The organism is Marinococcus tarijensis (genome assembly GCF_054971385.1).
In genome coordinates, this window is the sequence record NZ_JBQOJA010000009.1 from 38,911 (window position 1) to 62,789 (window position 23,879).

At 55.2% G+C, this 23,879-nt stretch carries 20 protein-coding genes and 1 other RNA gene; 3 read left to right on the top strand and 18 right to left on the bottom strand.

Features of this window, described 5'->3' with window-relative positions:
• Window positions 1-191: 191 nt before the first annotated feature.
• Window positions 192-1,892: a DNA-binding protein gene (locus ACTTK7_RS07110; RefSeq protein ID WP_462866955.1), complete on the top strand. Its 1,701-nt coding sequence runs from the start codon at window positions 192-194 to the stop codon at window positions 1,890-1,892.
• 913 nt (window positions 1,893-2,805) lie between these two features.
• Here the strand turns inward: ACTTK7_RS07110 and ACTTK7_RS07115 are convergent.
• The 7 genes from ACTTK7_RS07115 to ACTTK7_RS07145 form a co-directional block, all read right to left on the bottom strand.
• Complete coding sequence (locus ACTTK7_RS07115; protein WP_462866957.1) at window positions 2,806-3,321, bottom strand: metal-dependent hydrolase; 516 nt, start codon at window positions 3,319-3,321, stop codon at window positions 2,806-2,808.
• A gap of 39 nt (window positions 3,322-3,360) precedes the next feature.
• Window positions 3,361-5,787: a DNA topoisomerase IV subunit A gene (parC, locus tag ACTTK7_RS07120; protein WP_462866959.1), complete on the bottom strand. Its 2,427-nt coding sequence runs from the start codon at window positions 5,785-5,787 to the stop codon at window positions 3,361-3,363.
• Window positions 5,788-7,764, bottom strand: coding sequence for a DNA topoisomerase IV subunit B (parE, locus tag ACTTK7_RS07125; protein ID WP_462866961.1), 1,977 nt, complete (start codon window positions 7,762-7,764; stop codon window positions 5,788-5,790).
• A gap of 168 nt (window positions 7,765-7,932) precedes the next feature.
• Window positions 7,933-8,337 carry a CoA-binding protein gene (locus ACTTK7_RS07130; RefSeq protein WP_462866962.1) on the bottom strand — a complete coding sequence of 135 codons (405 nt, stop codon included), beginning with the start codon at window positions 8,335-8,337 and terminating at the stop codon, window positions 7,933-7,935.
• Between the two features lie 36 nt (window positions 8,338-8,373).
• Window positions 8,374-9,912 (bottom strand): ABC transporter permease/substrate-binding protein, encoded by a 1,539-nt coding sequence (locus ACTTK7_RS07135; protein ID WP_462866964.1) that lies wholly within the window; start codon window positions 9,910-9,912, stop codon window positions 8,374-8,376.
• A complete protein-coding gene (locus ACTTK7_RS07140) occupies window positions 9,909-10,985 on the bottom strand; it encodes an ABC transporter ATP-binding protein (protein WP_462866966.1) in 1,077 nt (358 codons plus the stop codon). Before ACTTK7_RS07140 ends, ACTTK7_RS07135 begins: the two co-directional genes overlap by 4 nt.
• Before the next feature lie 125 nt (window positions 10,986-11,110).
• Window positions 11,111-12,628 carry a carboxypeptidase M32 gene (locus tag ACTTK7_RS07145; RefSeq protein ID WP_462866968.1) on the bottom strand — a complete coding sequence of 506 codons (1,518 nt, stop codon included), beginning with the start codon at window positions 12,626-12,628 and terminating at the stop codon, window positions 11,111-11,113.
• An 86-nt stretch (window positions 12,629-12,714) separates the two neighbouring features.
• Between ACTTK7_RS07145 and ACTTK7_RS07150 the strand changes: the two genes are divergently transcribed.
• Window positions 12,715-13,020, top strand: a complete 306-nt coding sequence (locus ACTTK7_RS07150; RefSeq protein ID WP_462866970.1) for a HesB/YadR/YfhF family protein — start codon at window positions 12,715-12,717, stop codon at window positions 13,018-13,020.
• On the opposite strand, the gene ACTTK7_RS07155 is transcribed toward ACTTK7_RS07150, so the two are convergent.
• The 8 genes from ACTTK7_RS07155 to ACTTK7_RS07190 all read right to left on the bottom strand — a co-directional run bounded on the left by ACTTK7_RS07155 (window position 13,017) and on the right by ACTTK7_RS07190 (window position 21,054).
• Complete coding sequence (locus tag ACTTK7_RS07155; protein WP_462866972.1) at window positions 13,017-14,162, bottom strand: THUMP domain-containing class I SAM-dependent RNA methyltransferase; 1,146 nt, start codon at window positions 14,160-14,162, stop codon at window positions 13,017-13,019. The two genes, ACTTK7_RS07150 and ACTTK7_RS07155, sit on opposite strands and share 4 nt — an antisense overlap.
• A 91-nt stretch (window positions 14,163-14,253) precedes the next feature.
• Window positions 14,254-14,637, bottom strand: an RNA gene (gene rnpB / locus ACTTK7_RS07160) — RNase P RNA component class B.
• 71 nt (window positions 14,638-14,708) lie between these two features.
• Window positions 14,709-15,116 carry a ribonuclease HI family protein gene (locus tag ACTTK7_RS07165; protein ID WP_462866974.1) on the bottom strand — a complete coding sequence of 136 codons (408 nt, stop codon included), beginning with the start codon at window positions 15,114-15,116 and terminating at the stop codon, window positions 14,709-14,711.
• A gap of 18 nt (window positions 15,117-15,134) precedes the next feature.
• The gene (locus ACTTK7_RS07170; RefSeq protein WP_462866976.1) at window positions 15,135-15,527 is read right to left on the bottom strand and encodes a DivIVA domain-containing protein; all 393 of its coding nucleotides are present in this window, start codon (window positions 15,525-15,527) and stop codon (window positions 15,135-15,137) included.
• Between the two features lie 125 nt (window positions 15,528-15,652).
• The gene (locus ACTTK7_RS07175; RefSeq protein ID WP_462866977.1) at window positions 15,653-16,210 is read right to left on the bottom strand and encodes an SLOG family protein; all 558 of its coding nucleotides are present in this window, start codon (window positions 16,208-16,210) and stop codon (window positions 15,653-15,655) included.
• Window positions 16,207-17,451 (bottom strand): ribonuclease H-like domain-containing protein, encoded by a 1,245-nt coding sequence (locus ACTTK7_RS07180; RefSeq protein ID WP_462867057.1) that lies wholly within the window; start codon window positions 17,449-17,451, stop codon window positions 16,207-16,209. The genes ACTTK7_RS07175 and ACTTK7_RS07180 overlap by 4 nt, the downstream gene beginning before the upstream one ends.
• The gene (locus tag ACTTK7_RS07185) at window positions 17,441-19,753 is read right to left on the bottom strand and encodes a DEAD/DEAH box helicase (RefSeq protein WP_462866979.1); all 2,313 of its coding nucleotides are present in this window, start codon (window positions 19,751-19,753) and stop codon (window positions 17,441-17,443) included. Before ACTTK7_RS07185 ends, ACTTK7_RS07180 begins: the two co-directional genes overlap by 11 nt.
• 383 nt (window positions 19,754-20,136) lie before the next feature.
• The gene (locus ACTTK7_RS07190) at window positions 20,137-21,054 is read right to left on the bottom strand and encodes a chemotaxis protein (RefSeq protein WP_462866981.1); all 918 of its coding nucleotides are present in this window, start codon (window positions 21,052-21,054) and stop codon (window positions 20,137-20,139) included.
• A 139-nt stretch (window positions 21,055-21,193) separates the two neighbouring features.
• On the opposite strand from ACTTK7_RS07190, the gene ACTTK7_RS07195 reads away from it, so the two are divergent.
• Window positions 21,194-22,177 carry a zinc-binding dehydrogenase gene (locus ACTTK7_RS07195; RefSeq protein WP_462866983.1) on the top strand — a complete coding sequence of 328 codons (984 nt, stop codon included), beginning with the start codon at window positions 21,194-21,196 and terminating at the stop codon, window positions 22,175-22,177.
• 139 nt (window positions 22,178-22,316) lie between these two features.
• On the opposite strand, the gene ACTTK7_RS07200 is transcribed toward ACTTK7_RS07195, so the two are convergent.
• The 3 genes from ACTTK7_RS07200 to ACTTK7_RS07210 form a co-directional block, all read right to left on the bottom strand.
• A complete protein-coding gene (locus ACTTK7_RS07200; RefSeq protein WP_462866985.1) occupies window positions 22,317-23,120 on the bottom strand; it encodes an ABC transporter ATP-binding protein in 804 nt (267 codons plus the stop codon).
• A 12-nt stretch (window positions 23,121-23,132) separates the two neighbouring features.
• On the bottom strand, window positions 23,133-23,423 hold the full coding sequence (locus ACTTK7_RS07205; RefSeq protein ID WP_462866987.1) for an iron-sulfur cluster assembly accessory protein: 291 nt from the start codon (window positions 23,421-23,423) through the stop codon (window positions 23,133-23,135).
• Window positions 23,424-23,502: 79 nt separating this feature from the next.
• Window positions 23,503-23,838, bottom strand: coding sequence for a cyclic-phosphate processing receiver domain-containing protein (locus ACTTK7_RS07210; RefSeq protein ID WP_079476470.1), 336 nt, complete (start codon window positions 23,836-23,838; stop codon window positions 23,503-23,505).
• Between the last annotated feature and the right edge of the window lie 41 nt (window positions 23,839-23,879).

Below are 23,879 nucleotides of genomic sequence, written 5' to 3' on the forward strand. Positions count from 1 at the left end.
GGAGCGGGAGCGTTTTTATCACCTAGGAGGAAGGAGGCGATAATTTGTCAGGTACCAATTCGGTAATTCCCTTATAAAATACGGCTTCACGATAGAGGTACATATGAACCTTACGACCGCTGGTTAAACAGGCGGATCATGAAACTCAGATGCCAACCGAACCTAATTCTATGACGCTTGGAGTGTTTTTTTTGACGATTTTACTGACTGCTTTACTTGTGATGATTTTTTCTTTTATTGCCGCTCTGGTTATTGCTGTCATCCGTCCGCGTTTATTGGTTAAATCCGTTTTGCCTGCGCTTGGGCTGACATTTGTTTTAGCCGTCATTACCAGCTACTTTTTCCTGCCGGCATGGACGATGCTTTCGCTGGCTGGGCCCAACCTCGTCGCCCTGCTGGTGTTCAGTGCCATTTTTTACGCCCTGGCCAGGACTTCAGGAGAAGGGGTGCCTGATAAAAGCATCAACATTTCCGCTCTTGGCGGTGCGGTGATCCTTCTTTTTCTGATTGTGCTTCTGGTACGGAGCCTGTTTGGCTACGGGGAGACCCATGAAGCGATCGATAACAACAGTCAGGTGGCGGACAACCCACCGTCGTTTTCCGAGGAGGAGACGCCTGTGCAGGTCGCACCTGAATCCGCCCGTAATAAAATGCAAAAGGCGATGTCGGAGGTGGAGAACGCGCAGTTTTATGACTTTGGAGACATCCAGGCCCAGGTGATCGACGGAGAGCCGATGTATGTCGCCAATGTGGATTACACGAACCTGTTCCGCTGGTTCCGTGGTGATGGAACGCCGGGATATTTTCAGATTTCTGCGGTCGACCCGAACGACAATTCAACCTTCGTGGAATCACCTATGCAATATACCAACAGCAGCTTTTTTAACGAGAAGCTGAACCGTGTGATTTACAGTGCCTTTCCGTCCTGGTACCAGAGCGGGAGCACCTATCTGGAGGTGGATGAGGAAGGAAAACCGTGGTACGTCCAAACCGTCTATCAAAACCGCGCCTTAACGTGGCACACGGATCACACCAACGCGCAGGTGGTAGTTGTGGACCCGGAAACAGGGGATGCGTCCAAGTACAAACCTGATAACGCCCCGTCGTTTGTTGAAAGTGTGTACAGCCCTGCGATGGCAAGTGACATGAACGACAAGTACGGAAAATATGGGCAGGGGCTTCTTAATTACATGTTTGGAAAAGAGGATGTGCTGATTCCAAATGAAAACGGCACCGAGAATAAGGTCACGCCGGTTTTTGATGCAGAGGGAAACATGAGCTACTTTACCGACTTTACGAGTCCCAATGAAGATTCGGACTCCACGCTCGGCGTATCCTTTATTGATGCCCGCACCGGAGAGCTTCGTCTGTACAACGGCGAGGAATATACAGGGGCGATGGATACCCGGGGAGCGCGCGGCATCGTGAACCGCCAGTTTCCCGAGAAGGAATGGACCGGCAGCATGCCGATCATGTACAACATTAACGGCAATGCGACCTGGGTCGTTAATACGCTTGATCCGGCAGGTTTATTCCGCCAGTACGCCTATATTAAAGCGAACGATGCCGACGTATACGCGTTTGGTGACACCGCGCAGGGAGCGCTGGAAAATTACCGCTCCGCGCTTGCCTCTACCGATGAAGGCGTGGAAGCGAGTGAAGCCAATCGGGAAGAAGCGGAAGGAACGGTCGACCGGGTCGTCATCACGTCCGGTGCTGAGGAAGCCAATCTTGTCCAGTTTAAGCTTGAGGGTGATGAAACCCTTTACGTCTACAACACGTCCAGTGATGCTGACGCTGTGCTGATGCAGGAAGGCGACGAGATCAGCTTTACAGTCAACCGCAGCGAAGACATTGGCACGGTGCAGGAGATTACCGACCAGCCGTGGTAGGGATTACGCCAGTTTTTGAATCAAACGAAGAAGCGGCTGGCACGATCCTTTATAATATAAGCAGCTCGCCCCTCAGGAATTTAACTGCCCACAGGGACATATACGTGTCTTTGAAAAGGCCCGGAGCGGGAGCGGTGTCTCAGAGCAATTGAAACAGCACCTGCCCGTGGTTATATAGAGCGGGAAAGTCATCATTTTACCGGCGATATGTCGGAATTGGCCTGAAAAGACTCCTTCGGGGGTCTTTTTTATTGCTTATGGACATAGGGAACATCGTCTCAGTTGATTTTGAGACAAACCAAAAAGCGGAAAATGGGCTTGTCCTTAAACAGCTAATAGGAACGGCTTATAGATAAAAAATGCGTGGAAAGAAATCGAATCTGAAGCTGACGGACACGTATCAAGAGTATCAGAACCGCCGGTGAAAATGGCTGGGTTCATAGCAGCATCATATTTTCATCAGCTAACGGAAATCGTTATTACAATCTAAAAGTCTGTTGGCAGCTTGGATACGTACAGAAATGCAGAGTTAAATGGTGAGCCCGGCGAGGAAAGCTCAGCATAGCATGAAGAGTATCAGTTATCGCAGTTGAAACGAACAGCCGAGAAGTTATCAAATTTGTCAGAGTGATAGTACAGAAATGAAATGACGATTAAAGGCAAGCCTGCATAGGAAATAGGAAAGTTGATTCCTGAAAGGGAAGGCGGATATAAAGCTAAAATGATAGCCTGGTGTACTTCATTTGTTTCTAGTTAACATAATATATATTATCGGAAGTTAATGATATATTGTTTCACTACCAAAGATAACTTCGTGTTTTGAGACAAAACAAATAAAAAGCACCAGTATTATTCCGTACTGATGCTTCCTTCATTACTGATGCTTCCTTCATTGGTTTGTTGGCATATTGGTTTACAGTGTGAGATCAATCGAAAAAAGCTGAAAGCTCACGTAAAACAAACCGGCGATGAGCAAGGCGTTGATCAGCCCTTCCCCAAAGGTGGATCCGGTTTTTGTCGTAAATGGGAACCGAAAGGCATAGTGCAGCGGAAACAGCAGATGAACGCCTTTGGTGGTCATCATGTCGAGTACAATATGGCTTGAAATTCCGAGGCTGATGCCCCACTGCAGCGCGAGTCCCCATCCTTCCTGCCACTGGGCAAGCGACAAAAAGACGAGCAGCACGAGCAGGAGGCTGTGGGTAAAGGTGCGGTGCCCCACCAGCTTCGAAATCAGATGGGAAACGCCCGGCACCCGCCGCCCCATCCACGAATTGGGCTGGCAGATGTCCGGCGCCAGGCCCCCGAAAACCAGGCTTGCGACATAAATACTTGTCTCCCATTCAAAAAAGGCAAATGGCACCGGCGTCAGCCACTGAACGGCCAGGCCGCCGGTGACTGCCCCGATCACATGTGTTCCTGCTTTCATGGTTGTTCAGCGTCCTTTTTGAAAGCGAGCGGATCGTTGTTACTGGTACGAAACATTTTTCCATACCGCTTCAATTACTCCGTGCTTTTTCGTATCTATAACATAGGAACCGTTGCTGTACCGGTCCACCCGTCGGTATTTTGCCGGATCAATTGTAACAGTTGTGTTTTTGGTGCGGGCCTGCAGCACCAATGGCTCGCCGTCCAGGATATAGCTTGCGATGATGCGGTGCGGTTTGGATTTGACTTCTTTCCAGAGGACGACGCCCCGCTTGGCCCGGTTTGTCATTGGAATATCATCCAGGCTCATCCGTTTCACACCGCCGCGCTGGGTGACCATGACGGCATCCTCGGTGTCGTAGGCTGACGTCACATGTGCCCCCGTGACCGTGTCCTCCTCTTTCAAATCAATGGCTTTGACGCCGGCCGCGCGGACGCCGACCGGGGAAACCTCCTGTTCATGGAAGCGGAGGCCGTAGTTTTGATAGGTAGTGAGAAACAGCTCCTGCTCCCCGTCCGTCTGGTACACGGAAAGCACTTCGTCCCCGTCCTTTACATTTACTCCGATCATGGAGCGTCCGTATCGTGAAGCCTGGTAAGCGGTCATCGCCGTTTTTTTGATCATGCCCTGGCGGGTAATGAACACGAAATAATTGGCTTCAGTAAACTCCTGGACCGGTATGACTGCCACCAGCGCATCCCCCGGATCAAGCGGGGAAACGTTGCCGATGTGCTGGCCGTTATCCTTCCAGCGGATGTCCGATAGCATATGCACCGGCAGATAGATAAACTGGCCTTTTTTCGTAAACAGCAGCAGCATGTCTGTGGTATTCATGTCGCGGAAAAACAACAGGGCGTCTTCTTCCTTCATGCCCGGCGGTTCGGTGTTGGAAGCCGCGTAGGACCGCTGGCTCGTGCGTTTAATGTATCCTTCTGCCGTAGCGGTAACAATCACGTCCTCCGACGGAATCATCACTTCGCGGTCGATTTTAAGCTCTTCGATTTCCGCTTCGATCGAGGTGCGCCGGGTGTCGTCATACTGCTTTTTGACTTCCTCGAGTTCTTTTTTCACGACCTGCTGCAGCTTTTTTGCGCTCGACAGGATGCCGCGGAGCCGCTTGATTTCTTTTTCGAGCTGGCTGGCTTCCTTTTCAAGCTGGGTCACATCGGTGTTGGTCAACCGGTACAGCTGCAGGTTCACAATGGCTTCAGCCTGCGCGTCCGTAAAGGCAAACTGCGCTACGAGGTTTTCCTTCGCATTTTTCTTGTTTTCCGACTGGCGGATCGTGTCGATCACCTGGTCGAGCACGCTGATTGCCTTAATCAGGCCTTCCACGATGTGCTGGCGCTGCTCTGCTTTGTTAAGGTCAAATTGGGACCGGTTGGTGACCACGCTCCGGCGATGGCTGATATAGGCATCAAGCAGCTGTTTTAAATTCATCAGCTGCGGGGTCCGGTTGCTGATGGCGACCATATTGAAATTGTATGACACCTGCAGGTCGGTCATTTTGTAATAAAAGTTCAGCACGCTCTGGGCATCGGCGTCTTTTTTAAGCTCGATGACGACCCGGAGGCCGGTCCGGTCTGTATCATCGCGCACCTCGGCGACGCCGTCCACTTTACGGTCGAACCGGAGCTCATCCATTTTTTTCACGAGCGTGGATTTATTCACTTCGTACGGCAGTTCGGTGATCAGAATCTGTTCCCGGCCGCCCCGTACCTGCTCAATGCTCGTTTGGGCCCGAACGACTACCTTTCCCCGTCCGGTCTCATACGCCTGGCGGATGCCGTCCCTGCCCTGAATCACGCCGCCGGTGGGAAAATCAGGCCCCTGCACGTACTGCATCAATTCCTCGGTCGATACCGCCGGGTTCTCGAGCTGGACCACGGCAGCATCAATGATTTCCCCGAGCTGGTGCGGCGGAATATCGGTAGCATAGCCGGAGGAAATGCCGGTGGAGCCGTTTACCAGGAGGTTCGGAAATTTCGCCGGGAGCACCGTCGGCTCCTCCTGGGTATCATCAAAGTTTGTTACATGCTCGACCGTCTGTTTGTCAATGTCTTTTAAAAGCTCGGACGAAACGCTGGCAAGCCGTGCCTCGGTATACCGCATTGCCGCCGGCGGGTCGCCGTCGACCGAGCCGTTGTTGCCGTGCATCTCCACAAGCGGGGCGCGGACCTTCCACTCCTGGCTCATCCGCACCATCGCTTCATACACGGAGGAATCGCCGTGCGGGTGATAATTCCCGATCACGTTCCCCACCGTTTTTGCTGCTTTGCGGAATGGTTTGTCCGCGGTGTTGCCGTCCTGAAGCATCGCGAACAGAATCCGTCGCTGGACGGGCTTTAACCCGTCACGTGCGTCCGGGAGGGCACGCTCCTGAATGATATATTTGCTGTAGCGCCCGAAGCGTTCGCCGAGAACATCCTCGAGGCGCAGATCCAAGTATTGTTCTGCATCAGCCACTTACGGTTCCTCCTTAATAATCTGCAGGTCAGTGTTATCCAAAATATTCAAGTCCTCTTCCATGCCAAACGCCACGTTGGATTCAATCCACTTGCGCCGGGGCTCCACTTTGTTGCCCATCAGCGTAGATACACGCCGGTCTGCCCGGGCGCCGTCCTCCACGGTCACCCGGATGAGGGTGCGGCTCTCCGGATTCATTGTCGTCTCCCACAACTGGGAGGCGTCCATTTCCCCGAGTCCTTTGTAGCGCTGGATGGCGTAGCCTTTTCCGATACGCTGAATGGCTTCCTGGAGGCCGTTTTCCTCCCAGGCGTATTCGGATTTCTGTTTAGCGCCGCTGCCCCTGCTGATTTTATAGAGCGGCGGCAGTGCGATATACACCTTTCCGGCTTCCACAAGCTCCCGCATGTAGCGGTAGAAAAAGGTCAGCAACAGCACCTGGATGTGCGCGCCGTCGGTGTCGGCATCTGTCATGATGACGACCTTGTCGTAATTACGGTCCTCGAGGGTGAAATCCGTGCCGACACCGGCTCCGAGGGCATAGATGATGGTGCGGATTTCTTCGTTTTTCATGATGTCATCGAGCTTTGCTTTCTCCGTATTAATGACCTTGCCGCGCAGCGGAAGCACAGCCTGGAATTTCCGGTCCCTCCCCTGCTTGGCCGAGCCGCCGGCCGAATCGCCCTCGACGAGGTACAGCTCATTGCGGTCCGGGTTTTTGGACTGGGCCGGGGTAAGCTTCCCGCTCAGGAGCGCGTCCTTTTTCCGGTTCTTTTTGCCGTTTCTGGCTTCTTCCCGGGCTTTACGTGCGGCTTCGCGCACCTGGGCGGCTTTGATGGCTTTTTTGATCAGCATCGTGCTGATCGTCGAATTTTCCTCCAGAAAGTACGTCAGGCGGTCCGTAATGTACTGATCCACCGCAGAACGGGCCTCCGGGGTCCCGAGCTTGCTTTTTGTCTGCCCTTCAAACTGAAGAAGATGCTCCGGGATCCGGATGGAAACCACGGCGGTCAGCCCTTCACGGATGTCGCTGCCGTCCAGGTTTTTATCCTTTTCCTTTAACAGCTGAAGCTTGCGGGCGTGTTCGTTCAGCACGCGGGTGAACGCCGAGCGGGCGCCGGATTCATGGGTCCCGCCGTCGCGGGTGCGGACGTTGTTTACAAACGACAGCATATTCTCGGTATAGCCATCGGTAAACTGAAAGGAAAAGTCCACCTCAATATCCTGGGACCGGCCCTCAAAGGCCACGACCGGGTGGAGGGTCTCCTTGTCTTCGTTTAAATATTCGACAAAAGCCTGAATGCCGGTGTCAAACTGAAACTCTTCGCTGACCGGTTCCTTGTCGCGTTTGTCGTGCAGGCGGATGCTTGTGCCCTTTAACAGAAATGCCGCTTCGCGCAGGCGTTCGGCAAGCACGTCAAACTGGTAGTGCACCGCATTGAACATGGAGGCGTCCGGCTTGAACCGGATCGTGGTTCCGGTTTTTTTGGTATTGCCCTTCTGTTCCAGGGTCGTCACCGGGCGGCCGCCGTTTTCAAAGCGCTGTTCGTAAATCTGGTTATCCCGGTAAATGGTGACTTCAAGCCATTCCGACAGCGCGTTCACCACCGAGGCGCCGACGCCGTGCAGGCCGCCGCTGGTCGCGTAGCCGCCCTGGCCGAATTTTCCGCCGGCGTGAAGCACGGTCAGGATCACTTCCGGGGTCGGCTTGCCGGAGCTGTGGGTGCCCGTCGGCATGCCCCGTCCATGGTCGGACACGGACACGCTCCCGTCCTTGTGGAGCGTCACTTCGATCACGCTGCCGTAGCCGGCGATCGCTTCATCGACCGAATTATCAAGAATTTCAAAAACTAGATGGTGAAGCCCACGGCTGTCTGTGCTGCCGATATACATGCCCGGCCGTTTCCGTACCGCCTCAAGCCCCTCCAGTACCTGAATGGATTCATCATTGTATTGATAGGATTTATCTGCTGCCACTCCTGTCTCTCCCTTCTTCGTTCTCCGTTCTAGTTATATTTCATACTAACACAGTTTGTCAATGAACGGGAACATATGTTTCGATTTCAGGCTGAATCCTTCTGCAGACAGGAAAACCTTGGCAGGAGAGTCCCGCCAAGGCTGGTTGCTGTTCGGTATAATCGATGCTTACGCGATCGCATGCTCCACTTTAATACAGCGGTCCATGATCACCGTCATGCCTGCATTGGCTGCAATCTCATAAGCGTCTTCGCTCACGAGGCCGAGCTGGGCCCAGAACACGTCCGCGTCCACCTGCGCCGCTTCCTCGGCTACGTCTTTAAGAAACTCGCTGCGGCGGAAGACGTTCACGATATCAATGTGGCCCTCAATGTCTTTCAGCGAGTCAACGGCCGGAATGTCAAAAACTTGTTCTACGGTCGGATTGACCGGAATGATCTCGTAGCCTGCTTCAAGCATCACTTTGCTGATCTGGTAGGACGTCCGGTACGGGTTATCCGACAGGCCGACGACCGCGATACGTTTGCTGCGGTCGAGAATGGCCCGTATTTCTTCTCGTTCAGGGTTTTTCATTGGTTGTCCCTCCTTAAAATATGAATGTACTGCCTGTTAGTTGCTGCCAAGCAGGTCATGTTCTTCGAGGTAGTCCCGGGCCACTTCCCGGTGGTCGGCGCCTTCGTAGTCCACCTCGTAGTTCATTTCCTGCATTTCTTCATTGGTAATCTGGCCGCCGAGGCGGTTTAATGCTTCTTCGAGACCGGGGTTGTCATCCAGGGTTTCCTGCTTTAAAAGCGGAGCCCCCTGGTACGGCGGAAATACATTTTCATCGTCTTCAAGTACGGTAAGCCCGTACTCTATGATATACGCATCGGTGGAGTAGGAGTCAATCAAATCGATCTGGCCCTCCTGCAGCGCATTGGAACGAAGGCCGGCATCGAGAGTTTCCACTTCGTCAAACTCGAAGCCGTACGTGTCGACAATCGCGGGATACCCGTCGGTCTGACGGTCGGCAAATTCAAAGGTAAACCCGGGTACGAGCTCATCGGTATGCGGCTCGAGATCGGAAATGGTTTCAATGCCCAGATTGTTGGCCTCCTCCTCCCGGAGCGCCAGCGCATACGTATTGTTGTATTCCATCGGCTCGAGATAGGCCAAGCCGTCATCAGCGAGCAGGCTGCGCGCTTCCTCGTATACTTCTTCCCGGGTGCTGCCGGATGGCACGCCCTGATCATACAGGTTGGCGGTGACGGTGCCGGTGAACTCCGGATAAATATCAATGTCGTCGGATTCCAGGGCGTTAAACGCAATGCTTGTGCTCCCCAGCCCGGCGTCCACGCTCGTCTCAAGGTCGGTGTTTTCCTCAATCAGCAGCGAATACATGTTGGCGAGAATTTCAGGCTCCGCCCCTTCCTTCCCGCCGATCACGAGCTCCTCCTGCTGGGTCGAGGCAAGCGCCGGAGTGATAACCACTAACAGCGCCACACCGAGAACAACAGCCACGGGAGCAAGTGCTTTGCCCTGGGAGGTGCGCTCCGTGATACGCAGCACCAGGTCAAAAAACAGTGCCAGCAGCGCCGCCGGAATGGCACCGAGCAGAATGTAGGCGTTGTCTGCCCGGTCGATGCCGGTCATGATGAAATCGCCGAGGCCTCCTGCGCTGATCAGAGCCGCCAGGGTGGCGGTTCCGACAATCAGCACCATGGACGTCCGGATGCCGGCCATGATGACCGGCATGGCCATCGGCAGCTCAATTTTGCGCAGGCGTCGGAAGGAATTCATCCCCATGCCGGTGGCCGCCTCCACCAGGGCCGGATCCACGCCGGCAATGCCGGTGTAGGTGTTGCGCAGAATCGGAAGCAGCGCGTAGGCGGTCAGCGCGACCACGGCCGGCACGGTGCCGATCTGGTTAAGAATGAGAATCATGAACCCGAGCAGGGCCAGACTTGGAATCGTCTGCAGTACAGCGGCGATGCCGATGATCGGCTCGGCAATCGACCGGCGCCGGGTCAGAAGCACGCCGACCGGCACCGCAATAAACGACGCGCACAGAAGCGAGATCAGACTCATGTTGACGTGCTCCCACACGAGGGTCCAGAACTGCCCCTGCTCGTCGGTAAACAGCTGATACGTGTTTTCGAGTAAATTCATGCCTCCGTGTCACCTCCTGCGGATGCGAGCTTCGCTTTCTGCAGAAACTGCATCACATCCTTGTAGCTGAGCGCCCCGACGAGCCGTCCTTCTTCGAGCACCGGCAGCGCTTCGGCGTCCGTGTCGTTAAAGGTCCTAAGGGCGTCATACAGCACATGATCCGGGGAAATCACGGTTTTCTGGGACGCAATGGAGTCGCCGTCCCGGCGGCCGAGAAACGTGTCGTTCTGGTCGAAAATGTACAGCGGAGCCGGATACAGCGGCATTTCGGGCATGTCGTGGACGCTTGCGATGTACTGGCTGTCGCGCCCGCTCATGACCGACCGGACCGGGGTGTCCCATTCGTCCCGGCGGTCTCCGATAAAGTCGCGCACAAAATCGTTGGCCGGCTCGTTTTTAAGCTCGCGCGGCGTGCCGATCTGCACGATGTCGCCGTCCTTCATGAGGCAGATCCGGTCCCCGAGGGCAAGCGCTTCGTCCATGTCATGGGTGACAAAAACGATCGTTTTCCGGATGTTCTGCTGCAGGGCGCGGATATCCTCCTGCAGCTGTTCGCGGCTCAGCGGGTCGAGGGCACTGAACGGCTCGTCCATCAGGATAATGTCCGGATCCGCAGCAAGTGCCCGTATCACCCCGATCCGCTGCTGCTGGCCGCCGGAGAGCTCCGACGGCTTCCGGTTGCGGTATGTATCCGGGTCGAGGCCGACCATCTGCAGCAGTTCATCGACGCGTTCCTTGATCTCGTTTTTCTTCCAGCGCCGCATTTCCGGAACAACCGCAATGTTTTCGGCAATCGTCATCGTCGGAAACAGAGCAATCTGCTGCAGCACGTAACCGACGTTCCACCGCAGTTCATGGCGGTCCCAGTCCCGGATGTCCTTGTCCTGGATCCGGATGGTGCCGGTGCTTGGTTCGATCAGCCGGTTGATCATTTTCAGCGTGGTCGTCTTGCCGCACCCGCTCGGGCCGATCAAGACGAAAAATTCCCCCTGCTCGACCGTGGCGTTAAAGTTTTGAACGGCCGGGTCGTCGGCACCGGGAAACGTCTTTGCAATGTCAGTGAATGTAATCATGCCAATCCCCCTCTAATGGTTCTGTTGCAAGGGACATCTAAATTATTAGAGTCTCTACTTTATTTCACAAAAGTGCATCCTTCAAACGTCCCGGGGCGGAACCCCCGCTGCATAGGGCAGCGGGATCAGGACCAGCGGTACAGGCTCTGGTATTTATGGGACAGGTGGGCAAGCAGCGGCTCCGGGTTGGTCCCTTCCCCAGTAGCGGCTGCCATGATGTCAGCCGGCCGTTTCATCCGGCCGTGCTTGTGCACGTGCTCGGTCAGCCAGTGCCGGATTGGTGCGAGGTCACCGCTTGTGATCAGATCATCGAACGCCGGCAAATCACGCACCATGGCCTGTTGGAGCTGGGCCGCGTAGATATAGCCGAGCGCATAGGACGGGAAGTAGCCAAAGGCGCCGCCCGCCCAGTGTACGTCCTGCAGTACCCCTTCGGAGTGGTTCGCCGGCACGACGTCGAGGTACTGCTTCATTTTTTCGTTCCACGCCTCCGGCAGATCCTTCACCTGCAGGCTGCCTTCGATCAGAGCTTTTTCCAGCTCGTAGCGGAGAATGATATGCAGGGAATAGGTCATTTCATCGGCTTCAATCCGGATCAGGGACGGTTCGACGCTGTTGACGGCAAAGTAGAAATCGTCGAGGGCCACGTGCTGGAACTGGCCGCCGCTGAGCTCCTGAAGTTTGCCGTAGTTGTTTTCCCAGAAGGAGCGGGTCCGAGCCACGAAATTTTCCCAGAAGAGCGACTGCGATTCATGGATGCCCATCGATGCGCCGTCCGCCAGAATCGTTCCGGCCAGATCTGCGCCAAGGTTTTGCTCATACAGCGCATGGCCGCCCTCGTGGATCGTACCGAACACGGCGGTGCGGAAGTCGGATTCGTCGTATTTGGTGGTGACCCGCACATCGTTTCGGTTCAGGCCGACCGCAAACGGGTGCACGGTTTCATCCAGCCGTCCGGCATCAAAATCGTACGTCATCTGCCGGAGCACATGCTCGCTGAAGGCACGCTGCTGGTCCTTCGGAAAAGGCGCATGCAGAAACGAGGTGTCCGGCCGCGCCGATGCTGCTTTTACTTGTTCCACGAGCGGCATCAGGCCGTCGCGGAGCCTGGAAAAGGTCGTATCCAGGGTGGAGACGGTCATACCGGGCTCAAAGTCATGCAGAAGCGCATTGTAGGGGTGCCCGTCGTAGCCGAGATAATCCGCGAACCGGCGCTGGTAGGCGACGATTTCTTCCAGGTACGGGCGGAACCCTTCAAAGTCCCCGGACGCTTTTGCCTCTTCCCAGTACGATTCCGTTTTGGACGTAAGCGTCGTAAACGCCTGATACTCGTCGCGGGGCAGACGCTCCATCCGTTCCACCTCGGTGAGCGTTTCTTCCGCGGCTCTCCGGGCGACTGCAGACACCTGCGAGGCGGCCTCCGGCTCGAGCAGATACTGACTCATTTCCTTCAGGCGTCCGGAGGTTTTCCGGGCAAACAGCTCGGTCGCAAGCGCCCCCATTACTTCGGAGCGCTCCTCCACCCCTTTTTTGGGTGCTCCGGTCCGTGCGTCCCATCCGAGCAGGCTGAGGGCCTGATTGTAGGCGTCCAGGCTGCGCTGTTCGGTCAAAAAATCCCGTTCGATCTGTGCATAATCCGGCATAGTAATTCCTCCTTGTTATGAACTCTGTTTGGTGTGACTCTCTTCTTCATGATATAACAAAGAGTGGAAGGGAGCGAAAGATACGTATGCAAATGACAATTACTGAAGAAGCAGGCCGCCACTACAAGCAGGAAATGGACCTGTCCGAAGGGGCCGCTGTACGCCTGTTTGTCCGCATCGGCGGCGTCGGCTCCGGCGGTTTTTCCATCGGGGTCGAGCCCGGGGACCCGTCCGGCGCCAGCTACCGGACGGACGCGGGCGGCCTCCGTTTTTTTGTCGAGCCGCAGGACCAGTGGTACCTCGACGGCATGACCATCAGCTATCATCCGGCCATCGACTACCTTCATTTTGACAATCCCCGGCTCGGGGATACCGATCACCCGAACAATTAGGACGGGCGCGGCGGCCTCGGCCCCCAGTACTGGTAATAATCCGTTTTGATGTTGCCGTTGTAGAGCTTGCGCCGTTTGGTCGCCTGCCGGCCGAACAGGGATTCAAACCGTTCATGGGACGTCAGCACGTAATAGGACCAGGTCGGTGTATCCCGGGCGATGCGGCCGAGTGCCCGGTACATTTCCTCCACCTCTTCCATTTCCCCGATTCGTTCCCCGTACGGCGGATTACTGATAACGGCGCCGTACTCGCCCTTTGGCTTAAAGTCCCGCGCCGCCATCTGCTTGAACGTGATCAGGCCGTACATGCCGGCCTCTTTGGCGTTTTCCTCCGCGACTTCGATGGCCTTCGGATTCAGGTCGGTGCCGGTAATCATGAGCGGCTGGTCGTCGCGGATAAGGTCCTCGGCTTCCTGGCGCGCCGCCTCCCACTGCATGGCTTCGGCCCATGGCCACGTTTCGCTCACAAACGAGCGGTTGACACCGGGGGCCATGTTCTGGCCGATCATGGCCGCTTCGATGGGAATCGTGCCCGAGCCGCAGAATAAATCGACGAGCGGACGGTCCGGATGCCAGTTGGCAAGCATAACCATGGCTGCCGCCAGCGTTTCCTTGAGCGGTGCCTGGGCATGGGTCTCCCGGTAGCCGCGCTGGTTCAGCCCGGCCCCGGACGTATCGAGCGACAGCACGGCTTCGTCCTTATGCAGCGCCACCTCGAGCTTAAAAAGCGGTCCGTTTTCCGGGAACCATTCGCTCTGGTAGGACTGCTTCAGCCGTTCCACGACGGCTTTTTTGACGATCGCCTGGCAGTCCGAGACGCTGAACAGCGTGGATTTGACCGATCGGCCGCTGACGGGAAATTCGGCATTTTCGGGCAGGAATTGCTCCCACGGGAGGGCCTTCGTCTGTTCGAACAGCTCATCGAACGTTTCAGCGGTAAAAGCTCCAATCTTAATTTTGACCCGGCCGGCGGTGCGGAGCCACAGGTTGGCCCGGGCAATGCCTTCGGCGGGAGCTTCAAATTCCACCCGGCCGTTTTCGGTGCGCAGATGCCGGTAGCCGAGCGCTTTGATTTCTTTGGCGACCAGGGCTTCAAGGCCCATCGTCGCCGTGGCGATTAATGTGTATGCTGGTTGGGTCATAGGTTCCTCCTTGGACGTCAATGTCCGTTCATATCTACTAAAAAAACCCCTGAAATCCTCCAGGGGTTTTGCTTCAAGAAGCCGGGACCGTTCGTGTAAGCCATGTTCTGTTCCCTTGTGCTGCCAGCGGCTGTTCACCTTGCACTCGGGTGGTAATCATCTATCTGCAGAAAACGTTCTGCCCTTTCGTTCCGTTGAATTTCTTCCGAAAGGCGCCCCTACCTAATTTTGGGTTTCTCGCTCGAGGGGTTTACCGCGTTCCACTCCGGCCGTTTCCAGCCGGACTACGTCACTGTGGCACTGTTCAGGGGACTCCAGCCATATCCAGCAGGACACAGGCTGTTTCCCCGCCGTCAGCTCCGAAACGAAGCTGCTCTGACTTATGGTTTCGTCAGACACGAACACTACAGCCGTCTCAGGCTGTGCGAGCATGGACTTTCCTCTGTATGGGTACATACAGCGATTACCTGAACGAATCCCGGCTCTTTATGGCCAGGTGCTATTATATCGGTTCCAGACGCAAGAAGCAAGGAAAGAAACTGGAAGTCAGCACCGATTGCCCGTGCCCGAAGCGAGCACGGCCTGTCTGGCCAGCCGGTCGGCCGCGCGGTTGTCCCGGGAGGGCACCCACTTGAGAAAACAAAGGGGCAGCTCCTCTTCGGCACGCAGGATTTTGGTTAAATACGGCTGATAGAGCTTTCGTTTCACAAACCGCTTTTCCACCGACGCATTCACAAGCTGCGAATCGGTCCGGATGGAGGCCGAATGCCAGCCGCGCTCGCGGCAGAGCTCATACGCCTGCACGCACGCCTCAAATTCCGCTTCGTTGTTGGTCAGGCAGCCGAGCGGGCGGGAAAATTCCTCCACGCTGCCGTCATCGTGCTTTACGAATATGCCGATGCCGGAAGGCCCGGGCTGGCCGGCGCTCGCTCCGTCAATATGAATCGTCCGCATAGGCCCGCGTCCCCGCCTTTAATCGTATAGTTTCTTGCCGAATACTTCTTTTTCAAGGTTCGAGAGCCGTTTTAAAATATCGTAATTGGTTGTCCCGGCGGCCGGTTCGGCTGCGGCGGTGTTCGAAGCGGTGTCCGTACTGCCGGCGCCGCTTTCGGACCGGGTGGAGGTCGACGACGTCACGGTGCGCTGGTAGCGGGAATCCCCCTCCGGCGATGCGGCTGTCCGTTGCTCCGGCGAGCGGTTCAGCTGGTCTTCAAGCTCGCGCACTTTCTGTTCGAACCGTTCATAGTCCTGAATAATAATGTCCAAAAATTGGTCGACTTCGTCTTTGTTGTAGCCTTTGACACTGTTTTTAAAATCTTTGTCTAAAATGTCTTTGGCAGATAACTGTGTCTGTTCCATCAGCAAGGACCACCTCTGCTTTATTTGTATGATACATTCGCAGCCGCCGGCGCCTGCCGGGCGGACGACCGCGTATTTATCTGCTTATATTCTTTCAGAATACATAAAAAAAGTCAATTTCCTTCCCGGGCCTATTCGTCCCATTCCCGTTCCGCTTCCTCGCGCACGGTTTCCTCAAGGTCCTCCGGCACGATGGTATAGACCGGATAATGGTCGCTCTCCTGGCGCCGCTCGGCAGAGGCAAGCATATACCGGGGCACGCCCTCCTGCTCCTCGTCATACAGAATCAACAGGGCGTCCGTATGGGAAATAATAAAGTCGTTTTTGGCTTTCAGCTGTGACGGATTCACATACGGGCGTTTGGAAATCGCGTCCACGTAGTCTGCACTCTGCTTCAGCTCCGCGTAGGCGGTGCGGACGTGCTCCGGCCAGATGGAGTCCTGTTCGAGAAACGGCTCAAGCACGGCGAGCTGAATATGATCATACTCCTCCCGCAGCGCGTTCCATGCTTCCGCCGCCCACCATTCCACGCCGGGCTGCCCGGAAATAATCAGCCATTCGCTTCCCTCTTCAATCAGCGCCCGCAGCCGCTTTTCGAGCGTTTTCCGGATGTAGGCAATCTCCGGGGCGTCGTCCTTGAAGATGCCGAGCTCTGCCGGCTTGTAGCCGGTCGCAGCGAGCCGCCTCAAGACGTCCGCCCCCGTTTGCTCATCAGCCGCTCAAGCCGTTTGTGCAGGTCCGCCTGCTGCCCGGACGGAAGCGTGATTCCTGCGCGTTCGGCCTTGCTCTGGACCCCTGCGGCGTACAACAGCGCCCGCTCGGGGTTTTTCGCCTGGTGCTCCTCCCATTTGGCAAGCTCGACCCCGGCCTCCAGCGTATACCGCGAATTCTCGTTGCGCTCCCAGACCTTTTCAAACCAGGACACGGCTTCAGCCTGACGCTGCTGTTTTTTTAAATTGACACCGTAGCGGTGCATCGTTTCGCTGTCCTCGTCCCCGCTTTCGACCATTGCGGTGTAGTGCTGGGCGCTTTTCGTCCATTCCTTCTGCTGGTCAAACCATTTGGCGACGGCAAGCGACTGTTTTTCACTTGTACCGTCAGCGAGAATGCGCTTGGAAATATCAATGTAAAGCGTGATCAGGGACAAAATATCCTGCTCGTTATGCTCCATGATCCCGGTGACAAACTCGGGAAGCCCTTCGTTCACGTAGTCAAAGTACAGCATCGGCGCGAGGTAGCCCGGCGTGTCGTCGTGGCGGACAAATCCGAGAATATCCCGCTCCACTACGCTCAGCCGGCACGATTCCAGCTGGTCGGCAAACAGCCGGCGGCTCGCGTGCAGAAGATCAAAGTGACCGAAGGCCGGAAGCTTCGGCACCTGGTTGCGCACGAGCGTATGCCGGGTCTGCACCTGCGGCCAGTCAAACGACTTGCCGTTATAGGTGACCAGGTTTTCCGCCGAATAGCATTCGGTGAGAAAATAATGGTATAGAGCCACTTCATGCTCCGGGCCGGGGAGGAAGTACTGCGTCACCTCGACGCGGTCGGTGTACACCCGGGCGCCGCCAAGCAGAAAGATGGTGGTCCCCGTCCCCCCCTTCAGTCCGGTCGTCTCGGTATCAAAAAACAGCAGGTCCTCCGGCCGCCGCCCCTCCGGATGCAGCGGATGAAACGCGGGCTCCTCCTTCCAGCGGTCAAACACAGTGAACAGCTCGCCAAACGAGGCGCTGCCGTGGATATGGTCAAGCGGATACGTTACGGTCCGTTTTAAAATCGTTTCCCCGTCGTAATGCTTCGGCACCGCGCCAAAGGCCTCCCATTCGTCCAGGTGCAAAATGCCTGCCTCCTCCCTTTTTTCTTCGGGCGGAGGGGGAGCGGACGGGGCTTCCTCCTGCAGATGCGTTTTCATTCGCTTGAGTTTATTTTTCATGCTCACCGGTTGAGCTCACCTCCTGTTCGGCCTGAAGCCGGTGAATGAATGCGAGCACGGTCGCTTTCGTGTTTCCGCTCAGCATAATATCCGACCCGATGCAGGACGGGCAGCCGTCCTGGCACGGACAGGCCTCAATCAGCGAGGCGCAGTCGGCCAGCACGTCGGGCAGGTCGATGAAAATGGTGGAGGACAGCCCGACGCCGCCCGGATAGCGGTCGTATAAAAAGATGGTCGGCTGCTCCGAATGGGTCGCCTTCATCTGCGGCACGACGTGAATGTCGGACGGATCGCACATGACCCGGACAGGCGCCGTGTGCCGGAGCACGTTCGCAAGCCCCATCATCGCCTGCTCCAGCGTGTCGCGCCCAAACTCCCGGACGGTCTCCTCCGGAAAATGCAGCCAGCAGGCATTCGTATGCAGCTCCTCCTCCGGCAGGTGTACGGTTCCGGAACCGATGTTTTCAAACGTCGTCAGCTTGATTTTTTTAAAGATGGTCACCTTGGCGTGCACCATCACATCCCCGAAGCCGGCGTGATACGACGGGTAGCCGGCCGTTTTATCCTCTTCAAGCACCTTCAGCTCGACGGCCATGTTGGCATCGGTGTAGTAGTCGACCCGCACCTCCTCCACATACGCTTTTTTCTCGTCCCAGTCCAGATAAATGACCTGGTACTGCACGCCCTGGTGAATGTAAATGGCTTCGTCATGCAGCAGGGTCATCGCGCTGAACCGGTCCATCTGCCCGATTACTTTGGAAGCGGACGGCACCGTCTGGTCGATGATGACGACGTTTTCCTGCGAGGCCGAGCGAAGGCTGATGCCGTGCGCCGGAAACGCATCGCTCATCCAGTACCATTTGGAGCCCCGGTGGTGCACGACGTTTTCCTCCGACAGGTACTCGAGCACGTCGTTTACATCAACGCCGCCGAACATGTCGTCGTCCCGGAACGGGAGCTCAAAGGCGGCACATTTCACATGGTCCACGAGAATAATCAGGTTATCGGGATGGATGCGCGCGGTTTCCGGGTTTTTCTCCAGAAAGTAATCGGAATGCTGGATCATGTACTGGTCGATCGGGTTGGAGCTTGCGATCATGACGATCAGCGACTCCGACTGGCGCCGTCCCGCACGCCCGGCCTGCTGCCAGGCGCTTGCGATCGAGCCCGGATAGCCGGACATGATGCATACCTGCAGCTGCCCGATATCGACGCCAAGCTCGAGGGCGTTGGTCGAAATCACGCCCATAATATCGCCGGAACGCAGCCCTTCCTCAATGGCCCGGCGTTGGTTGGGCAGGTAGCCGCCGCGGTAGCCGGTCACGAGGCTCTGCTGGCCGGTCTGCCTGCTGTTTAAATGCTGCAGATGACTTAAAATCACCTCCACCATCACCCGGCTTTTCGTAAACACAATCGTCTGGACGTGCTGCTCGAGAAACGTATTGGCGAGCCGGTTCACTTCGGAGAGGACCCCTTTGCGGATATTCATCGCTTCGTTAATGACCGGCGGGTTGTAAAACACAAAATGCTTTTTCCCCTGCGGCGCCCCGTTGTTGTCCACGAGCTCAAAGGGCTGTTCGGTAAGGGTCTCGGCGAGCTCGCGCGGGTTGGCGATCGTCGCAGAGGTCGTGATAAAGGTAGGCTCTGCCCCGTAGTAGCGGGCAATGCGCAGCAGCCGGCGGAGGACGTTCGCCACGTGGCTCCCGAATACCCCGCGGTACGTATGAATTTCGTCAATCACGATATAGCGCAGGTGCTCAAACAGCGACACCCATTTCGTATGGTGCGGAAGAATGGCCGAGTGCAGCATGTCCGGGTTGGTCATGACGATATGGCCGGCGCGCCGGATTGATTGCCGGATGGTCGGCGGCGTGTCTCCGTCATACGTATAGCTGTTGATGGAGGCACCGATCTCCTCGATAAATTCATTGATTTCGCTTTTCTGGTCCTGGGCGAGGGCCTTGGTCGGAAACAGATACAGAGCGCGTGCTTCCGGCTCGTCCATGATCGTCTGCAGCACCGGAAGGTTGTAGCACAGCGTTTTCCCGGAGGCGGTCGGCGTAATAGTGACGACATTGGCCCTACGTCCGTAAGCCTCTTCAAACGCGGAATGCTGATGGGTGTACAGCGAGTCGATGCCGCGGGCGGCAAGACCGGCGCGCAGGCGCTCATGCAGCTGTTCCGGGAAGGCCGCTGTTTTGGCCGGCCGTGCCTCCACGGTATGCCAGAATTCTATATTGGGCGCAATAGACGTGTCAGTTTTCATCCACTGCATTAATTCCTGTAAGGATTGTTTTTTCATGGTTGCTCACCTCAGCATATTCCCATTATAGCGAATGTATGTTTGTTTTTCTATCCCGGCTGTTTTTAGTGTTATAACACAGAAAAGGCCTCCCGCAGCGGTGTGCGGGAAGCCTTTTCGGGACGTGAGCGTTATTTAGTGTTGGTGTGATAGTCATTAATCATGTCGAGAATCGTCTGATTTTCCTCTTCCGGGGTATAACGGTCTTCTTTCGATCTTGTGAAATGACGCATCCTAAATCGCTCCTTTTCGTTAATGTTGTTATAATGTAATTCATATTATATACCGTTGTTATAATACAGTCAACGGTTATTTCTTAATTTTTTCGAATTTTTTATAAAAAAATCCCCTCTGCTTGATCGCAGAGAGGCTCAATCGACGGTTCAGCGGCTGGCAGCAGCGCGGATGCAGCTGTCGATTGTTTTTACCAGTGTATTAATTTCGGGCTTGCTCACCTGGGCATCGGCTCCGACTTTTTCTCCTTTGTGAAACAAATCCGCGGTAATCAGAGAGGAAAAAACAATGACTGGAAGGCTGCGGAGGCTTTCATGGTCCTTGATTTTTTTCGTCAGATGATGGCCGTCCATCTGCGGCATTTCAATGTCTGTAATGACGAGATCCGGCAGGTGGGCCGCGGCGTCGTCTGCCAGTAGTTCCTCCAGATACTCGTACGCTTCCCGGCCGTTTTCAAAGGATCGGTGCTGTTTGTAGCCGGCTTCTGCGAGTGTATCGACAATTAAATGCTTGAGCACCGACGAATCCTCCGCAATTAAAACGCTCGTGTTTTCCCGGTCCGGTCTATACGCCGGCAGGTGCTGGTCAAACAGGGTGTCCGGGGAAATGTCGCTGATGATTTTTTCGTAATCAAGTAGAAAGACCATGGCGTGCTCCATTTTCACAATGCCGATGGAGCGTGCTTCGAGTCCCTGGGACAGGGCATTGGGCTTTTCAATATCCTCCCAGCTGATGCGGTGAATACGCGATACTTCTTCAACATGAAACGCTACCTTCACCTGATTGAGCTCTGCGATAATGTATTTGTCATGCCGGGCGTCGTCCGCCCCGTCGTGATGGAGCACTTTTTTTAAGTCGATCACCGGAATCACTTCATTGCGGAGCCGGACAATTCCTTTGACGTGTTCGTGGTGGTTGGGTACGGGAGTCACCTCCACCTGATGAATGATTTCGCGCACCTTCAGCACATTGATGCCGAATTGACTGGTTCCGACGGAAAAAAGAACGATCTCGAGCTCATTCGTCCCGGATTCTAATAAAATGTTTTTTTCGCTTGCTAAGGACATGCCGTTTCCCTCCTGGTCTCTTTACTTCATATATCGGTCCCGGCGGGCAGGTGTTAAAGGCTTCCATGCAGGAGTTTTTATTTTTTGGATGTTTTTGGCCCGTGGACGGAAGGTATAGGGAGAGCAGGAGGCTGATAAAATGAAAGCACTTGTGATAAATGAAGCCGGAGGCCCCGGCCAGTTAAAGGAAGAGGACATTGCCATGCCGGAGCCGGAAGCCCATGAGCTCCGCATTAAAGTACACGCCGTGGGATTAAACCCGGTCGATTATAAATTAATGGCGTCCCCTCTCCCGGAGTGGTCTTTTCCCCACGTTTCGGGACTGGACGTGTCCGGGGTGGTCGACGAAGTCGGCGCAGACGTAACCGATTGGTCGGTCGGCGATGAAGTATATTATCACGGCAACATGACGGAAGACGGCGGATTTGCTGAATTTACCACCACCCGGGCAGACGTAGTTTCGTCTGTGCCGAAAGGACTGACGCATGTGGAAGCCGCGTCGATGCCGACGGCCGGCTTTACGGCCTACCAGTCGCTGTACCGGAAGGCACCGCTTCGTCCCGGACAGACGATCATGATTCAGGCCGGGGCCGGCGGTGTCGGCAGCTTTGCCGTCCAGCTCGCCAAGCATCTCGACCTTACGGTCATTTCCACCTGCTCGAGCGAAAATGCGGACTATGTCAAAGATTTGGGCGCCGATCATGTGGTGGACTACCGCAGTGAGAACGTGGTGGAGGAAGTACACAAATGGACGGACGGCCGCGGCGTTGATGTGGTTCTTGATCTGGTGGGACAGCAGACAGCCACCGAAGCGCTGGATTATCTCGCCTTCAACGGCCATTTGATTGCTGTGGTGGAGTGGCCGGATCTTTCCCACTACGTAGCGAAAACGCTCGCCCCTTCGGTTCATGAAGTAGCACTTGGATTTGTGTATCGCTCTGATGACGAAGCACAGATTAAAGATCTCGGGTTCATTGCCCGGGAATTGGGAGAACTGGCTTCCCAGGGAAAATTGAAGCCTTCCGTTAACCGTACTGTCGGCTTCAGTGACATTCCAGAAGCGTTAAAAGACATGCAGGATGGTCACACACGCGGAAAAATCGTGGCATCGTTCGAGGCATAACATGTTTTAGGGCCCTTTCCTTTATCAGGAAGGGTCTATTTTTTAACTCATTTTTCTGCCTTTTATTATTGTTTGTTTTTATCTTATTAATAAATACGGTAATTGAAATTTTCATTGTTAACCGAACAGCTGTGTCCGGTCACCGGCGTGTCGTCGCTCCCCCGGTAATAAACCACGGCCGCTGCTCATGCCATTGAATGCTTCCATTCACGTCAAATGCGGTTGAAATTTCCTGATCCGTCAGGACGTCCTGTTTCTTTCCATCCGCCTGGACCCGTCCGTTTTTCATAATCGTCGCAGCCTCCACTGCTCCCGGCAGTTCTTCGAGATGATGGGTTACGTACAGCACGGTCGGCGAATCGGGGTGCTGCAGCGACGCTTCAAGTCCTTCGATCAGCTCTTCCCTTCCCTTTACATCGAGCCCGGTGCATGGTTCATCAAGAAGCAGCAGCTTCGCTCCTGTTGTCCAGGCCCGCGCAAGCATCACCCGGCGCTTCTCCCCCTGCGAGAGCGCTGCATACGGCACGTCCCGGTACTGCGAAACCCCAAACGTGTGCAGCGCATTCTCTGCCCGCGCTGTAATTTCTTCCGGCGCCTGCTCATAAATACCGATGCTCGCAAAATAACCGCTTAACGCGACATTAAAGGCGGTTTCGCCCGCACGGTGCTGGTACTGATCATCCAGGGCGTTGCTAACGATGCCGATTTCCCGGCGGAGGTCCTGCATGTTCACCCTGCCGTGACGGCCAAACCAGGTGCGCACTTCTCCTTCCGTGGCCCACACCTGTCCTAAAATGGCCTGCAGGAGGGTGGTTTTGCCGGAGCCGTTCAGGCCGAGAAGCGTCCGGTGCTCGCCCTGATTGACCGTAAACGAGACGTCGTCAAGTCGGACCCGGCCGTTGGTCCGCACGCTGACATTTTTCATATCCACTAAACGCTCCATTGTCTGACCTCCTTACGCTTTGGTGTGTTCATACAAATGAATATTGTTTGCGATTGTCTGATTTTTGTTTTTCAGCATCCACTTGAGCGTTGGGTGATAGTCAAGCACCGGCGACGGCTCGATCAGGTGCAGAGTATCTTCATCGGCCGCCCGGACCTCCGGCGAGCTTCCAGGTGAGGAATGCAGCTGGAATTCCTGAAGTCCCTGGCACCCGCCCGTGAATTCATAGGCAATCGTGATTGTCTGATTGCTGCCGAGACGGCGGATCGCTTCCGCCGCCCGGTCTGTGACGTTTATCTGCATAGTTTGTGCCTCCTTTGATTCTGTTCATTATAGCAAAGCTTTCCCCAGTATAAAAAAAGAAGCCCTGAAAGGCTCCTTTTTAGGCATTCAATGGAAGCGGCCGGTGCAGAATCTTCACCCGTTCAGGAAGTTCCCCGGATTTGCGTGCTTCCATCAATCTCCGGTACATCCGTTTACCGCCGACTGCATTGGCTGAGTGTATAGTAATCTTTGAAGGTATAATTTGTTTTTCAAGTAAATACAGCACGACGGAAAAACCATTAAAATACTTTGTTCCCAAATCGTGGTCAAGCGACAGATGGCTGACATCAGCCGTGTTTTGCAGCAATCGCATACATTCTTCAGCTGTTTTCACTAATACGTGATTATCCGGAGACTGTCGGACGTCGTCTAAAAAAATATTTGTTCCGTTCATGTCCCCATCCTTTATCTTACAGAGTAATTGTAGTATAACAC

What these genes read in the sequence shown, in the direction of transcription:
- ACTTK7_RS07190 (WP_462866981.1), bottom strand. Translation starts at nt 21,054, where the DNA reads ATGTCCTTAGCAAGCGAAAAAAACATTTTATTAGAATCCGGGACGAAT.
- ACTTK7_RS07195 (WP_462866983.1), top strand. Translation starts at nt 21,194, where the DNA reads ATGAAAGCACTTGTGATAAATGAAGCCGGAGGCCCCGGCCAGTTAAAG.
- ACTTK7_RS07145 (WP_462866968.1), bottom strand. Translation starts at nt 12,628, where the DNA reads ATGCCGGATTATGCACAGATCGAACGGGATTTTTTGACCGAACAGCGC.
- ACTTK7_RS07115 (WP_462866957.1), bottom strand. Translation starts at nt 3,321, where the DNA reads ATGAAAGCAGGAACACATGTGATCGGGGCAGTCACCGGCGGCCTGGCC.
- ACTTK7_RS07200 (WP_462866985.1), bottom strand. Translation starts at nt 23,120, where the DNA reads ATGGAGCGTTTAGTGGATATGAAAAATGTCAGCGTGCGGACCAACGGC.
- ACTTK7_RS07205 (WP_462866987.1), bottom strand. Translation starts at nt 23,423, where the DNA reads ATGCAGATAAACGTCACAGACCGGGCGGCGGAAGCGATCCGCCGTCTC.
- ACTTK7_RS07155 (WP_462866972.1), bottom strand. Translation starts at nt 14,162, where the DNA reads ATGACCCAACCAGCATACACATTAATCGCCACGGCGACGATGGGCCTT.
- ACTTK7_RS07180 (WP_462867057.1), bottom strand. Translation starts at nt 17,451, where the DNA reads ATGAAAAATAAACTCAAGCGAATGAAAACGCATCTGCAGGAGGAAGCC.
- ACTTK7_RS07185 (WP_462866979.1), bottom strand. Translation starts at nt 19,753, where the DNA reads ATGAAAAAACAATCCTTACAGGAATTAATGCAGTGGATGAAAACTGAC.
- ACTTK7_RS07140 (WP_462866966.1), bottom strand. Translation starts at nt 10,985, where the DNA reads ATGATTACATTCACTGACATTGCAAAGACGTTTCCCGGTGCCGACGAC.
- ACTTK7_RS07210 (WP_079476470.1), bottom strand. Translation starts at nt 23,838, where the DNA reads ATGAACGGAACAAATATTTTTTTAGACGACGTCCGACAGTCTCCGGAT.
- ACTTK7_RS07130 (WP_462866962.1), bottom strand. Translation starts at nt 8,337, where the DNA reads ATGAAAAACCCTGAACGAGAAGAAATACGGGCCATTCTCGACCGCAGC.
- ACTTK7_RS07135 (WP_462866964.1), bottom strand. Translation starts at nt 9,912, where the DNA reads ATGAATTTACTCGAAAACACGTATCAGCTGTTTACCGACGAGCAGGGG.
- ACTTK7_RS07150 (WP_462866970.1), top strand. Translation starts at nt 12,715, where the DNA reads ATGCAAATGACAATTACTGAAGAAGCAGGCCGCCACTACAAGCAGGAA.
- ACTTK7_RS07165 (WP_462866974.1), bottom strand. Translation starts at nt 15,116, where the DNA reads ATGCGGACGATTCATATTGACGGAGCGAGCGCCGGCCAGCCCGGGCCT.